The 14041-nt window shown below is 66.6% G+C and carries 12 protein-coding genes and 1 other RNA gene; all 13 read left to right on the plus strand.

The features are described 5' to 3' along the window. Nucleotides 1-104: 104 nt before the first annotated feature. Complete coding sequence (locus AC5JJ6_RS17000) at nucleotides 105-875, plus strand: TerB family tellurite resistance protein (RefSeq protein WP_496043193.1); 771 nt, start codon at nucleotides 105-107, stop codon at nucleotides 873-875. Nucleotides 876-969: 94 nt separating this feature from the next. Then, entirely contained in the window at nucleotides 970-2793 is a 1824-nt protein-coding gene (locus tag AC5JJ6_RS17005) for an ATP-binding cassette domain-containing protein (RefSeq protein ID WP_496043194.1), read from the plus strand. Then, a complete protein-coding gene (locus AC5JJ6_RS17010; protein ID WP_496043195.1) occupies nucleotides 2790-3665 on the plus strand; it encodes a DMT family transporter in 876 nt (291 codons plus the stop codon). Before AC5JJ6_RS17005 ends, AC5JJ6_RS17010 begins: the two co-directional genes overlap by 4 nt. Then, nucleotides 3665-4405 (plus strand): peptidoglycan recognition protein family protein, encoded by a 741-nt coding sequence (locus AC5JJ6_RS17015; RefSeq protein WP_496043196.1) that lies wholly within the window; start codon nucleotides 3665-3667, stop codon nucleotides 4403-4405. The genes AC5JJ6_RS17010 and AC5JJ6_RS17015 overlap by 1 nt, the downstream gene beginning before the upstream one ends. Before the next feature lie 96 nt (nucleotides 4406-4501). Beyond that, nucleotides 4502-4916, plus strand: an RNA gene (rnpB, locus tag AC5JJ6_RS17020) — RNase P RNA component class A. Between the two features lie 512 nt (nucleotides 4917-5428). Next, nucleotides 5429-5926, plus strand: a complete 498-nt coding sequence (locus tag AC5JJ6_RS17025; protein WP_044429606.1) for a division/cell wall cluster transcriptional repressor MraZ — start codon at nucleotides 5429-5431, stop codon at nucleotides 5924-5926. A gap of 10 nt (nucleotides 5927-5936) precedes the next feature. Next, nucleotides 5937-6917 carry a 16S rRNA (cytosine(1402)-N(4))-methyltransferase RsmH gene (rsmH, locus tag AC5JJ6_RS17030; RefSeq protein ID WP_496043197.1) on the plus strand — a complete coding sequence of 327 codons (981 nt, stop codon included), beginning with the start codon at nucleotides 5937-5939 and terminating at the stop codon, nucleotides 6915-6917. After that, nucleotides 6914-7345 carry a cell division protein FtsL gene (ftsL, locus tag AC5JJ6_RS17035; protein ID WP_496043198.1) on the plus strand — a complete coding sequence of 144 codons (432 nt, stop codon included), beginning with the start codon at nucleotides 6914-6916 and terminating at the stop codon, nucleotides 7343-7345. The genes rsmH and ftsL overlap by 4 nt, the downstream gene beginning before the upstream one ends. After that, the gene (locus tag AC5JJ6_RS17040) at nucleotides 7342-9090 is read left to right on the plus strand and encodes a peptidoglycan D,D-transpeptidase FtsI family protein (RefSeq protein WP_496043199.1); all 1749 of its coding nucleotides are present in this window, start codon (nucleotides 7342-7344) and stop codon (nucleotides 9088-9090) included. The genes ftsL and AC5JJ6_RS17040 overlap by 4 nt, the downstream gene beginning before the upstream one ends. Then, nucleotides 9077-10546, plus strand: coding sequence for a UDP-N-acetylmuramoyl-L-alanyl-D-glutamate--2,6-diaminopimelate ligase (locus tag AC5JJ6_RS17045; protein WP_496043200.1), 1470 nt, complete (start codon nucleotides 9077-9079; stop codon nucleotides 10544-10546). Before AC5JJ6_RS17040 ends, AC5JJ6_RS17045 begins: the two co-directional genes overlap by 14 nt. Further along, nucleotides 10546-12039, plus strand: a complete 1494-nt coding sequence (locus tag AC5JJ6_RS17050) for a UDP-N-acetylmuramoylalanyl-D-glutamyl-2,6-diaminopimelate--D-alanyl-D-alanine ligase (protein ID WP_496043201.1) — start codon at nucleotides 10546-10548, stop codon at nucleotides 12037-12039. Before AC5JJ6_RS17045 ends, AC5JJ6_RS17050 begins: the two co-directional genes overlap by 1 nt. 12 nt (nucleotides 12040-12051) lie before the next feature. After that, nucleotides 12052-13137 carry a phospho-N-acetylmuramoyl-pentapeptide-transferase gene (gene mraY, locus AC5JJ6_RS17055; RefSeq protein ID WP_496043202.1) on the plus strand — a complete coding sequence of 362 codons (1086 nt, stop codon included), beginning with the start codon at nucleotides 12052-12054 and terminating at the stop codon, nucleotides 13135-13137. Between the two features lie 4 nt (nucleotides 13138-13141). After that, nucleotides 13142-14041: Mur ligase family protein (locus AC5JJ6_RS17060; protein ID WP_496043203.1), on the plus strand; the 900-nt coding region annotated here is incomplete at its 3' end.

The raw sequence follows: 14041 nt of genomic DNA on the forward strand, positions 1-14041 counted from the left end.
GCTGCCATGCACAAAAGTCACTGACCGGTGTTCACCATGACACAGTTGGCGAGAGCGGCCGAGGTGGTTATGCTCGCGCTGAACACCATCGACCGTTGGGTATCATGAGCATCTGGGGAAAGATCCTGGGCGGAGCGGCGGGTTTCGCCATCGGCGGACCGATCGGGGCGCTGGTGGGCGCCGTCGCCGGGCACGCCGTCGATCTCTATCGCGAGGACGAAACCGATCCGTCTTCCGCCGCCACCACCACCGAAGTAGCGCCCGACGCCACCCAGCAGATCGCCTTCACGATCGGCGTCATCGTGCTGGGCGCCAAGATGGCGAAAGTCGACGGCGCCGTCACCCGGCACGAAGTCACCGCCTTCAAGCAGGTCTTCCACATCCCGGAAGACGAGATGAAGAATGTCGGGCGGGTCTTCGATCTGGCCCGGCGCGATAGCCAGGGGTGGGAGCCTTACGCCCGCCAAATCGCCAAGCTGCTGGCCGACCGTCCCGCCGTGCTGGAAGACCTGCTGGACGGCCTGTTCCACATCGCCCGCGCCGATGGCGCGCTGCGCGACGCGGAGATCGACTATCTACACGGCATCGCCCGGGTCTTCGGCTTCTCCGACCAGGACTTCAACCGCATCCGCGCCTGCAACGGCTGCGCCCAGAAGAACGACGCCTACGCCGTGCTCGGCCTGACCCCGTCCGCCACCGACGAGGAGATCAAGGTCACCTACCGGCAGCTCGTCCGCGACCATCACCCGGACCGGCTGATCGCCCAGGGACTGCCGCAGGACTTCATCGACATCGCCAACGACAAGCTGGCAGCGATCAACGCCGCCCATGACCGCATCCGGAAGGAACGCGGCGCCGTGCCTGAACCGGCCTGAACCCCGTTTTCGGCGCGTGCGGGCAAGATGCCGCCCTGACCTGCCGATATAGCGCTTGCCCTTACAGGGGGTATTGCCTTTATAGCATCCAATCATGGCACCTACTCCTCCCCTGGTCGCGCTGATGGGCGCCACGGTCACTTTCGGCGGTCTGCCGGTGTTCGAGAAGATCGATCTCGGCATCGCGCGGGGCGAAAAAGTGTGCCTGGTCGGACGCAACGGCAGCGGCAAATCCACCCTCATGAAACTGTTGGCCGGGCAGATCCTGCCCGACGACGGCGAGCGCTTCCTTCAGCCCGGCGCGCGGGTCGCGTATCTGGCGCAGGAGCCGTCGTTCGACGGCTACGCGTCCGTCCACGACTTCGTCGCGGAAGGCCTGCCGCCCGGCGACCAGGACGCCCTGCACCGGGTCGATGCCGTGCTGGACCGCCTGAGCCTCGCCGGCGACCGCGCGCCCTCGACCCTGTCCGGCGGGGAAGCGCGGCGCGCAGCATTGGGCCGCGCCCTGGTCTCCGCCCCTGACGTCCTGCTGCTCGACGAGCCGACCAACCACCTCGACCTGCCGACGATCGAGTGGCTGGAAGGCGAGCTTCAGTCCTATCGCGGCGGCCTGTTGCTGATCAGCCACGACCGCGCCTTCCTGTCGAAGCTGTCGCGCCGGACCTTGTGGCTCGACCGCGGCGGCATCCGGGAGACGGAACGCGGCTTCGCCGAGTTCGAGACGTGGCAGCAGGAAGTCTTCGCATCGGAAGAGATCGCCGCCCACAAGCTCGACCGCAAGATCGCCGCCGAGACGCAGTGGATGCGCGAGGGCATCAGCGCCCGGCGGACCCGCAACATGGGCCGCGTCCGCGCCTTGCAGCAGCTTCGCGTGGACCGCACCGAGCGGGTCCGGGGCGGCGCACAGGTCAAGCTCGCGGTGGCGGAAGCCGAAATCAGCGGCCGTCTGGTGATCGAGGCGGAGCACGTCGCCAAGGGCTTCGACACCGCCGAGGGGCGGCGGGAAGTCGCCAAGGACTTCTCCACCAAGATCCTGCGCGGCGACCGCGTCGGCCTGATCGGCCCCAACGGCGCCGGCAAGACGACGCTGCTCAAGATCCTGACCGGCCAGTTGCAGCCCGACAGCGGCACGGTGCGGCTCGGCGTCAACCTGCAGCCGGTCTATTTCGACCAGCGCCGCGCGTCGCTCGACCCGGAGGCGACGATCCACCAGACGCTCTGCCCGTTCGGCGGCGATACCGTCACGGCCGGCGGTCAGGCCCGCCACGTCGCGTCCTACATGCGGGACTTCCTGTTCGATCCCCGGCTCAAGGACACGCCGACCAAGGCGCTGTCGGGTGGAGAGCGCAACCGGCTGCTGCTGGCGACGCTGTTTGCCCGTCCGTCGAACCTGATGATCCTCGACGAGCCGACCAACGACCTCGACATGGACACGCTCGACCTGCTGGAAGAGGTCCTGAGCGACTACGACGGCACGCTCCTGCTGGTCAGCCACGACCGCGACTTCCTCGACCGGCTGGTGACCTCGGTCATCGCGGTGGAGGGCGAAGGCGAAGTCCAGGAATATGTCGGCGGCTATTCCGACTACGCGATCCAGCGCCAGGAACGGAACGGCGAGGCGGCTAAGTCCCGCCGCAAGGAAACCGCTGCCGCCACCGCCGAACCGAAACAGCGGAAGAAGCTGGGCTACCAGCAGCAGCGGGAACTGGACCAGTTGCCCAAGACGATGGAAGACCTGACGAAGAAGATCAAGGCGGCGGAGGCCAGGATGGCAGACGCCGACTTCTTCGGCCGCGACCCTGCGGGCTTCCAGAAGACCAGCGAAGGATTGACCAAGTTGCAGGCGGAGCTTGAAGCGGCGGAAGAGCGCTGGCTTGAACTGGAGGCGTTGAGGGAAGAGCTGGAAGCTTCCTCTTGACCCGGCGCGACATGGTGATGGCCCTGATCGTCATGGTGATCTGGGGCTTCAATTTCGCCGTCGCCAAGTTCGGCCTGCGCGATTTCTCGCCCATCTTCTTGATGTGCCTGCGGTTCGCCAGCGTCGCGGCCCTGCTGCTGCCGTTCGTCCGGATACCTCGGGGCCAGATGAAGGAGATCTTCATCCTGTCGGTGCTGCTGGGCAGCCTGCACTTTCCGCTGATGTTCACCGGCCTGACGGGCGTGGACGCGGCGACGGCGTCGATCGCGATCCAGCTCCAGGTGCCGTTCTCATCGATCCTCGCGGCCGTGCTGTACCGTGACAGGCTGGGCTGGAAGCGCGGCCTGGGCATGGCGATCTCCTTCGCCGGCGTGATCGTGATCGCCGGGGAGCCGAGGGCGCTCGACAACACCTTCTATCTGTTCCTGGTCATCGTCGCGGCCCTGATCTTCTCGATCGTCAACATCCAGATCAGACGGATCGGCGATATCAGCGGATTTGCGCTGAACGGCTGGATGGCGATCATGGCCGTCCCGCAACTGTTCGTCGCCAGCCTGCTGATGGAAACCGGGCAATGGGAACAGTTGCATACCGCCACATGGCTGGGCTGGAGCGCCATCGCCTATATGGCCGTCATGGTGACGATCGTCTCGTACCTGATGTGGTACCCGCTGGTGCGGAAATACCCGGTCAACCAGACGATGCCCTGGACCCTGCTCGCCCCGGTGTTCGGCGTGATCTCCGGCATCTTCGTGCTGGGTGAGCCGATGACGCCCGCGATGATCGTCGGCGGCGCCCTGACCCTGGTCGGCGTGGCGGTGATCGTGATCCGCAAGGCGCCCAAGCAGAACCAGAACCAGTCGGTGACGTGATGGCCGCCGCCATCCCGGTCGTTCCCCATCCCTCCCCCAACCACGGCCCCCGCCCCGAGGGCGTGCCGGTCGATATCCTGCTGGTCCACTACACCGGCATGCCGACCGGGCGGCAAGCGCTGGAGCGGCTGTGCGACAGCCGGGCGCAAGTCAGCGCCCATTACCTGATCGAGGAGGACGGCACCGTCTTCTCGCTGGTGGACGAGGACCGCAGGGCCTGGCACGCCGGGATCGGCTACTGGCAAGGCGAGCGCGACATCAACAGCCGGTCGGTCGGCGTCGAACTGGTCAATCCTGGGCACGAATGGGGCTACCGGCCTTTTCCCGACGTCCAGATGGCCGCTTTCGCCGCCCTGGCCGGTGCCGTCATGGAACGGCATGGGATTTTGCCCCACCGCGTGCTTGCCCACTCCGACGTGGCTCCGGCCCGCAAGGAAGACCCTGGGGAACTGTTCGACTGGCGCTGGCTGGCGGCGCGGGGAATCGGTTTCTGGCCCGTCCCCTGTGCCCTGGACGACGGTCCGGGTCATGCCGTAGCGGAAGCGCAGGCCCTGCTCGCCCGATTCGGGTACGAAGTCGAACCGGCCGGGGTACTCAATCCGCAGACTCGAGTCGCGGCGACGGCGTTCCAGAGGCACTTCATTCCCGAGCGGTGCGGATACGGGCTGGATGAGGTTTTCATGAGGGTTCTCAGGGCGGCAGTCAGGCAGGTGGACGCCTTTTCAGCGACTCCGCCCTGATATCCGGGCGCCGCCGCGCGCTTTTACAGCCTGGAATCGGCGTTCAGCCCGCAATCCTGTTGCAACGCACTCTGCCAGTCCCTAAGTTCCGCTCCGCCAGACGGCCGGATGACCGCTTTTCGCAGGGTGACCTGTGGGGAGAGGAAAGTCCGGGCTCCACGGAAATACGGTGCCGGGTAACGCCCGGCGGGGGCGACCCCAGGGAAAGTGCCACAGAAAGCAAACCGCCTGTCCGGCCTTACGGCCCAGCGGGTAAGGGTGAAAGGGTGCGGTAAGAGCGCACCGCGCTCCCGGCAACGGGGGCGGCACGGTAAACCCCACCAGGAGCAAGACCGAATAGGGAAGACATGGGCCTTTATGGGTCCAGGCGCGTTTCCGCGCTGTCGTCCGGGTTGGTCGCGTGAGGCATCCGGCAACGGATGTCCCAGATGAATGGTCATCACCCGCCTCATCCGTTCGGAAGAGGGATGAAAAGCGGGTACAGAACCCGGCTTACAGGCCGTCTGGCACCACTTAGTTAAGCAATCGCTAATTCAACTTTCAGGACGCAACCGGAGCCCCTGGATTTTGAGGCGCCCGAGGCTGGGACAACGGTGTGACGTAACGGGATAAACCTGTGGACAAGCTGTTGAAGAAGCTTCGGCTACATTTCCGCGACTCTTGGCTGACAGCCGAGTCGTTCACCGGATCAAGAATTTGACAACAAAACTCCTTCGTTCGTTATAGGAACAAACAGTGAACGAAGTTGAGAAACCGCCTTAAGATTAACTTGATGTTTACCATCTCCCTAAAAAGCGCGGGAGTCACAATCCAACCTTGAGCGAACACGTACGCACCCGCGAAATTTCTTGATTCCAAAGGCCATTTACTGGCAACGGCATTGACTGCCCATGAAATCCCATGTTATCCCATACTCACCCAAGCACAGGGTCGGTACCCGTATGGCGTAGTTCGCCAGGGGTCGCCAACCAGGGCGAAGGTGGTGCGGAACCGAGGGTTCGGACCGCGGGGCTTGAGGGTTAGATGGCCGTCTTCTTGTCCACCTACTTGAATAAAGTCGACAAGAAGGGCCGGGTGTCGGTGCCATCTCAGTTTCGTACTGTGCTGGCCAAACAGTCCCCCGAGGGTACCGCGACCGGTCTGGTGGTCTTTCGCTCCCTACAGTTTTCTGCACTCGAAGCGTGTAGTCCGGAGCACATGGAAAAGTTGGCCGCCGATCTCGAACAGATGGATATCTCCGCCGAGGAGCGTGATCTCTACGAGATGACGATTTTCGGCGACTCTGTCCAACTGCCGGTCGATGGCGACGGACGCATCCTGCTGCCGCAGGACCTGATGGATTACGCCGGCATCACGGAACAGGCGTCTTTCGTCGGCCGCAGCAAGACTTTCCAGATCTGGGAGCCGGGCGCCTATCAGGCCCGCGTGGAAGAAGCCCGCGCCCAGAGCCGCGCCTCCGGCATCTCGCTCAGTTCGATCTCGTCGGCCCGCCGGGCGGCCGCCTCCCCGTCGAAGGATTGAGGAGGACGGCATGACCCTTCATCAGGATGACTCCACCTATAAGAGCGGACATATCCCGGTACTGCTGGCGGAAGTCGTCGCGGCGCTGGCTCCCCGCGACGGCGGCGTCTATGTGGACGGCACCTTCGGACGCGGCGGCTACGCCCGCGCCATCCTGTCGGCGGCCGACTGCACCGTCCTGGGGATAGACCGCGATCCTTCGGCCATTGCGGCGGGGGCCGAGATGGCGCGCGAGTTCGACGGCCGGCTCACGATGATCGAGGGTGCGTTCGGCTCGATGGACGCCCTGCTGGGCGAGGCCGGCATCGGCCGGGTCGACGGCGTCACGCTGGACCTTGGCGTGTCGTCGCCGCAGATCGACGACCCAAGGCGCGGCTTTTCGTTCCGCGCCGACGGCCCGCTCGACATGCGCATGGGAAATCATGGGGCGACCGCCGCCGACGCGGTCAACACCATGGACGAGGGCGACCTTGCCAACGTGATCTTCCGGCTGGGCGAGGAGCGGCTGTCCCGCCGCGTCGCCCGCGCCATCGTGCAGGCCCGGACCGAAGCGCCGATCGAGCGGACCTCGCAGCTCGCCGAGATCGTCCGCCGCGTGGTGCCGAAGAGCAAGGACGGCATCGATCCCGCGACCCGGACCTTCCAGGCGCTGCGCCTGCATGTGAACGACGAGCTGGGCGAACTGGATCGCGGCCTCGCCGCCGCCGAACGCCTGCTTCGCCCCGAAGGCCGTCTGGCGGTGGTGTCCTTCCACTCGCTGGAAGACCGTCAGGTCAAGGAATTCCTGCGGCAGCGCTCGGGCAACGCCCCGGCGCCGTCGCGTCACGCACCGGTCGGCACGGATGCTCCCAAGGCTCCGACCTTCCGTCTGATTTCCCGTAAGCCAGTGACGCCCGGACAGGCCGAACTGACCCACAACCCCCGCGCCCGGTCTGCCCGGCTGCGCGCGGCCGAACGCACGAAGGCGCCGGCCTTCGAGGAGGCAGCATGATCAGCAAGTCCACTGTGATCTGGCTCGGCCTGGCGGGCCTGGCGAGCGGCGCACTGTTCCACACGAGCTATCAGGTGCAGGGCCTGGGCGAGGATCTCGCCGGCCTCAATCGCGCCATCGTCCAGGAGCAGGAAGCGATCCAGATCCTGAAGGCTGAGTGGAGCTACATGAACGATCCGAACCGGATCGAGGAAATGGCGCGCCGCCATCTGGTCCTTGGCCCGACCACGTCGGAGCAGATGATCAAATCGGCGGCGGTCATTCCGCAGCGCCTCGAGCCGGTCGACCCGAACAACCCGCACGGCCCCGCCCTGGTCGCCGGCACGACGGTCCCGATGCCGGCCCGCAAGCCCGGTGGCCTCGGCGGCGTGCCCGTGCCGCCGGCCGCCGGTTCCGTCGTCCTCGCCAGTTACAAGGTAGCCCGATGACCGCCATGCATGAGCAACCCGGCTGGACGGCCACCGAGCGGGAGGCTGCCCCCACCCAGACCGCCGCCCGCCCGCGCGCCGGCAGCAGGGCAGCCCATGCGCTGGAAACAGCCAAGAGCAGGCTGATGGTCACCATGGCCATCTTCAGCCTCGCCTTCGGCGCCGTCGGCATCAAGCTGGTGGACGCCACGGTCATGAGCCAGGGAGGAGACACCGGTCTCGCCCAGGCGGCCTCCGCCCACGCCATTCCCGCCAGCCGGGCCGACATCGTGGACCGCAACGGCGTGCTGCTGGCGAGCTCGCTGGCGACCGCATCGCTGCATGCCGATCCCAAGCTGATCATCAACCCGGTCGAAGCCACGCAGAAGCTGGTCTCGGTACTGCAAGGGCTCGACTACAACGACACGCTCGCCAAGCTGAAGAGCGACAAGCGCTTCGTCTGGATTCGCCGGAACCTCAACCCGCGCGAGCATTACGAAGTCAACCGGCTGGGCATCCCCGGCGTCTACTTCCAGCGCGAGGAGCGCCGGGTCTATCCGAACGCCAACCTGACGGCCCATGTGGTCGGGTTCACCGGCGTCGACAACAGCGGACTGATGGGGATCGAGCAGTCGTTCGACAAGCAGCTTCGCGCGTCGAGCGAACCGATCCAGCTCTCCCTCGACGTCCGCCTCCAGCATATCGTCAAGCGCGAGATCCAGGCCGCCGTCGACGAGTTCCAGGCGCTCGGCGGCGCCGGCATGATCATGGACGTCAAGACAGGCGAGGTGCTGGCGATGGTGTCGCTGCCGGACTTCGATCCGCATGCGCCGACGAACGACGAGAATGCCCGTTTCAACCGCAACACGCTCGGCGTGTACGAGATGGGCTCGACCTTCAAGATCTTCAATTCGGCGCTGGCGCTGGACTCCGGCAAGATCCACATGGGCGACAGCTTCGACGCGACCAAGTCGATCCGCGTCGGACGCTTCTCGATCAGCGACTACCACGGCAAGAACCGCTGGCTGACCGTGCCCGAGATCTTCATGTATTCGTCCAATATCGGCTCGGTCCGGATGGCGATGGAGGTCGGCACCCCCGCCCAGCGGGCGCTGATGGACAAGTTCGGCCTGCTGAAGCGCTCGCCGGTGGAGATCCCGGAAGTAGGCGCTCCAATGGTGCCGCATCCCTGGCGCGACGCCAGCACGATGACAATCGCGTTCGGTCACGGGCTTTCGGTCAGCCCCGTCCAGATGGCGTCGGCCGCCGGAGCGGCCATGAACGGCGGCATCCTGCATCCGGCCACTCTGCTCAAGCGGGCGCCGGGCGCCGAAATTCCCGGCGTGCGCGTAATTTCGCCACAAACTTCGGACCAGATCCGCCGGCTGATGCGTCTGGTGGTAACCCAGGGCACGGCGACCGGGGCAGCCGCACCGGGCTACGTGGTCGGCGGCAAGACCGGGACGGCGGAAAAGACGAGTGGTCATGGCTACGCGAAGAAAGCTCTCCTGTCGTCCTTCGTCGGCGGCTTCCCGATCAACGACCCGCGCTATCTGGTGCTGGCGATGATCGACGAGCCCAAGGGCAACAAGCGCACCTTCGGCTATGCCACCGGCGGCTGGGTCGCGGCGCCGCTGGCCGGCAGGATCATCAGGCAGGTCGGACCGCTGATGGGCATCAACCCGGTCGACGAGAACCTGCCGGAGATCCGGAACGCCACCGAAATCCATTTGAACCCCAGGGGAAGCACCCTTGCGTCTTACTGACCTCGTCTCCTCCACCCCGTCATCTGCCGCGCCGATCCAGGCCCGCGATCCCATGATCGCGGGCCTGACGAGCGATTCACGCGCGGTCGAGCCCGGCTGGCTGTTCGCGGCGCTGCCGGGCACCAAGGCGGATGGAAGGGCCTTCGTCGCCGAAGCCGTCAGGCGCGGCGCCGTCGCGGTGCTGGCACCCGTCGGCACGGCGGCTGGCGGCGGCATCCCCGATGGCATCGCCGTAATCGAGGACGAGAACCCCCGGCTGCGGCTGGCGCGGATCGCCGCCCGCTTCTTCGGCAGGCAGCCGGCCACGGTGGCCGCCGTCACCGGCACCAACGGCAAGACCTCGACGGTGCAGTTCGCACGGCAGCTCTGGGCGCTTCTGGGCCGCAAGGCGGGCAGCCTCGGCACGCTCGGCATCACGGCGCCGGGGATGGACCGCTACGGATCCCTGACCACACCCGACACCGTGTCGCTGCACCGGGCGCTGGCGGAATTGGCGGATGCCGGGATCGACCACCTGGCGATGGAAGCGTCGAGCCATGGGCTGGACCAGTTCCGGCTGGACGGCGTGAGGATCGCCGCCGCCGGTTTCACAAATTTGTCACGTGACCACCTGGATTACCACGGCAGTATGCAGGCGTATCTCGCGGCCAAGGCGATGCTGTTCGACCGCGTGCTGCCCCAGGGCGGCGCCGCGGTCCTCAACGCCGACACCCCCGAATTCACCCATCTGTCAGAGCTGTGCGCCCGGCGTGGTCATCGCCTGATCGGCTATGGCGCCCAGGCGAAGGAAATTGTCTTGGCTGATCTGCTGCCCCTGCCCCACGGCCAGCGCCTGAAGCTGGAAGTGTTTGGGCGGGTCCACGACATCGACCTGCCGCTGGCGGGCCGCTTCCAATGCATGAACGCGCTCTGCGCGCTGGGCTTGGTGATCGGGTCCGGCGAGGATGCCGGCGAGGCCACGGCGGCGCTCGAAAAGCTCGGCGGCGTCCATGGCCGGCTGGAGCTGGTCGCCCACCATCCCTCCGGCGCTCCGGTCTACGTCGATTACGCCCATACCCCCGACGCACTGGAAACGGTGCTGCGGGCGCTTCGCCCCCATGCGGACCGGAAGCTGGTGGTGGTGTTCGGCTGCGGCGGCGACCGCGACCGCGGCAAGCGTCCGGTGATGGGCGAGCTGGCGGCCCGCCTTGCCGACCGCGCCATCGTCACCGACGACAACCCGCGCACCGAAACCGCTTCGGCGATCCGGCAGGAAGTCCTGGCCGGCTGCCCCGGCGCGGAGGAGATCGGCGACCGCGCCGAGGCGATCCGCGCCGCCGTCCGCGACTTGGGCGAGGGCGACGTGCTGGTGATCGCCGGCAAGGGCCATGAGCAGGGTCAGACCATCGGGACGGAGGTCCGGCCGTTCGACGACGCGGAGACCGCCCGCGCCGCCGTGCGGGAGGTCCTGGCCTGATGACCGGAACCACCTCTTCCTCCGCGCCGGTGCTCTGGACGGCCGGCGATGCCGCGGCGGCTGTCAACGGCACGCTCCATGGGGCGGACTGGAACGCGACGGGCGTCTCGATCGACAGCCGCACGGTCAAGCCCGGCGACCTCTTCATCGCCCTGGCCGGCCCGAACTTCGACGGCCATGCCTATGCCGCGAAGGCCTTGGCGGCGGGAGCCTCGGCGGTGCTGGTGTCGCACCGGCCGGAAGACCTGCCGGCGGATGCTCCCGTCCTGCTGGTCGAAGACACTTTCGCCGCCCTCCAGGATCTCGGCTCGGTGGCGCGTCTCCGCGCCAAGGCCAGGATCGTCGCCGTCACGGGGTCGGTCGGCAAGACCAGCACCAAGGAAGCACTGGCGGTCTGCCTCGGCGCGCTGGCGCCGACCTTCGCCACGGCGGGCAGCCTCAACAACCATTGGGGCGTCCCGCTCAGTCTCGCCCGGATGCCCGCGGACAGCGTCTATGCCGTGTTCGAACTCGGCATGAACCATGCCGGGGAGATCGGCCCGCTGTCGCGTCAGGTCCAGCCCGACGTCGCGGTCATCACGACGATCGAAGCGGTCCACCTCGAGTTCTTCAGCTCGGTCGAAGCCATCGCCGACGCCAAGGCCGAGATCTTCGAAGGCATGTCGCCCAACGGGACCGTGGTGCTCAACCGCGACAACCCGCACTACGCACGGCTGGTCGCCGCAGCGCGGACCAAGGGCCTGTCGCGCATCCTCGGCTTCGGCACGGCGGAAGACGCCGCCGCCCGGCTGACCGAGTGCTCGGCCCATGCGACGTGCAGCGCCGTCACCGCCGTCATCAGGGGCGAGCCGATCCAGTACGGCGTCAGCCTGCCCGGCCGTCACCATGTCATGAACAGCCTGGGCGTCCTGCTGGCGGTCCAGGCGCTCGGCGGCGATGTCGCGACTGCGGCGCAGGCGCTGGCGAGGGTCAAGCCGATCAAGGGCCGGGGCGTGCGGAAGCGGGTCAGGCTCGGCGGCGGCTGGCTGACCATCATCGACGAGAGCTACAACGCCAGCCCGGTTTCCATGGAAGCGAGCTTCCAGGTGCTGAAAGCCAGTGAGCCGTCCGCCGGCGGCCGCCGCGTCGCGGTGCTCGGCGACATGCTGGAGATGGGCGAGAAGTCGCCGCTGCTGCATGCGGCCCTGGCGGAACCGCTCCGGGCCAACGGCGTAGACCTCGTCTTCTGCTGCGGCCCCGACATGAAGCGGCTGTTCGACAAGCTGCCCACGGCCATGCAAGGCGCCTGGGCGGAGAACAGTGCCGCACTCGCGCCCAAGATCGCGCAGGCGCTGCGTGGCGGCGACTGCGTCATGGTCAAGGGATCGCTCGGCAGCAGGATGGCGCTGATCGTCGACGCGCTGTCTGCTCTCGGCGATTCCGATGCTCCGGCCGAAAATTCGGCTTTGAACGACACTAACGGCAAGACGGCTCGCGCCGTCCAGCAGGGTTGAGGCGATTATCAGATGCTCTATCACCTGCTGTTCCCTTTGGCAGATGATTTTATCATCTTCAATTTATTCCGGTACATCACGTTCCGGACCGGCGGGGCTATCCTGACCGCGTCGGTCATCAGCTTCGTGTTCTTCCCGACCCTGATCCGCTGGCTGAAGTCCAAGCAGGGCGAGGGCCAGCCGATCCGCAGCGACGGACCGGAAACCCATCAGAAGAAGAAGGGCACGCCCACTATGGGCGGCCTGATGATCCTGATCGCGGTCGTCATTAGCACCCTGCTATGGGCGGACCTGACCAACATCTACGTCTGGGTCGTGGTGCTGGTCACCATCGGCTTCGGCGCGATCGGCTTCGGCGACGACTTCCTCAAGCTGACCAAGCGCAACACCAAGGGCCTGCCCGGCAAGGGCAAGCTGGCCGGGCAGATCGGCATCGGCGCCGCGGCCGCCCTGGTGATCATGGCCTTCGCCCGCGATCCCGGCACGACCGGCCTTGCGGTCCCCTTCATGAAGGACTTGCTGATCGATCTCGGCTGGTTCTTCGTGCCGATGGCTGTTTTCGTCATGGTCGGCGCCAGCAACGCGGTCAACCTGACCGACGGGCTGGACGGTCTCGCCATCGTGCCCGTCATGATCGCGGCAAGCTGCTTCGGTCTGATCGCCTATCTGGTCGGCAACACCGTCTTCGCCAGCTACCTCCAGATCCACCACGTTCCCGGCACCGGCGAGCTGGCCGTCTTCTGCGGCGCCATGGTCGGCGCCGGCCTCGGCTTCCTGTGGTTCAACGCTCCCCCCGCCATGGTCTTCATGGGCGATACCGGCTCGCTGTCGATCGGCGGGGCGCTGGGCGCCATCAGCGTCATCACCAAGCACGAACTGGTGCTGGCGATCATCGGCGGGTTGTTCGTGCTGGAAACGGTGTCGGTCATCGTGCAGGTCGCCTCGTACAAGCTGACCGGCAAGCGGGTGTTCCGCATGGCCCCGTTGCACCATCACTTCGAAAAGAAGGGCTGGGCCGAACCGACCGTGGTGATCCGCTTCTGGATCATCGCCGTTGTGCTGGCGCTGGTCGGCCTGTCCACCCTGAAGCTGCGGTGACGCCATGATCGATCTGCGCCACCTCAAGGGAAAACGCTACGCCGTCATGGGGCTCGCCAAGTCGGGCCTCGCCACGGCCAGGGCGCTGACTTCAGCCGGAATCGATATCCTGGCCTGGGACGACGGCGAAGCCGGCCGCGCCGCCGCGACCGCCGCCGGCATCCCGCTGACCGACCTGAACACGGCTGATCTGACCGGCATCGAAGCGCTGCTGCTGTCGCCCGGCATCCCGCACACATATCCCAAGCCCAACGCCGTCGCGGCGCGGGCGAAGGCAGCCGGTATCCCGATCATCGGCGATATCGAGCTGCTCTACGGGGCGCAGCCGAAGGCAGCCTATATCGGCATCACCGGCACCAACGGCAAATCGACCACGACGGCGCTGATCGGCCATATCCTGAGCCTGACGGGCCGCCCGGTGCAGGTCGGCGGCAATCTCGGCACGCCCGTCCTGACCTTTGATTCCTTGGGCGAAGGCGGCGTCTACGTGCTGGAGATGTCGTCCTATCAGCTCGAACTGGTGCCCTCGGTTTCCTTCAACGTCGCCGTGCTGCTGAACGTGACGCCCGACCATCTGGCCCGGCACGGCGGCATGGACGGCTATGTCGCCGCCAAGCGCCGTATCTTCCAGCACCCGAAGCGCTCCCACACCGCCGTTATCGGCGTCGACGACGAGCACTGCCGCAAGGTCTACGACGAGCTTGAATCGGCGCTGGAAAGCGCGGTCGTGCCCGTCTCCGCCGAGCGTGAGACCAAGGGCGTCTACGTGCTGGACGGCAAGCTGTACGACGGCGGGACCGATCCCGTCATCGACCTGAACACGATTCCCTCCCTGCCCGGCAGCCATAACTGGCAGAATGCGGCGGCGGCCTTCGCCGCGACCCACGCCGCCGGCGTGCCGGTG

The sequence above is a fragment of the Skermanella sp. genome (assembly GCF_059503625.1).

What these genes read in the sequence shown, in the direction of transcription:
- mraY (WP_496043202.1), top strand. Translation starts at nt 12,052, where the DNA reads ATGCTCTATCACCTGCTGTTCCCTTTGGCAGATGATTTTATCATCTTC.
- AC5JJ6_RS17040 (WP_496043199.1), top strand. Translation starts at nt 7,342, where the DNA reads ATGACCGCCATGCATGAGCAACCCGGCTGGACGGCCACCGAGCGGGAG.
- AC5JJ6_RS17025 (WP_044429606.1), top strand. Translation starts at nt 5,429, where the DNA reads ATGGCCGTCTTCTTGTCCACCTACTTGAATAAAGTCGACAAGAAGGGC.
- AC5JJ6_RS17050 (WP_496043201.1), top strand. Translation starts at nt 10,546, where the DNA reads ATGACCGGAACCACCTCTTCCTCCGCGCCGGTGCTCTGGACGGCCGGC.
- AC5JJ6_RS17005 (WP_496043194.1), top strand. Translation starts at nt 970, where the DNA reads ATGGCACCTACTCCTCCCCTGGTCGCGCTGATGGGCGCCACGGTCACT.
- rsmH (WP_496043197.1), top strand. Translation starts at nt 5,937, where the DNA reads ATGACCCTTCATCAGGATGACTCCACCTATAAGAGCGGACATATCCCG.
- ftsL (WP_496043198.1), top strand. Translation starts at nt 6,914, where the DNA reads ATGATCAGCAAGTCCACTGTGATCTGGCTCGGCCTGGCGGGCCTGGCG.
- AC5JJ6_RS17015 (WP_496043196.1), top strand. Translation starts at nt 3,665, where the DNA reads ATGGCCGCCGCCATCCCGGTCGTTCCCCATCCCTCCCCCAACCACGGC.
- AC5JJ6_RS17000 (WP_496043193.1), top strand. Translation starts at nt 105, where the DNA reads ATGAGCATCTGGGGAAAGATCCTGGGCGGAGCGGCGGGTTTCGCCATC.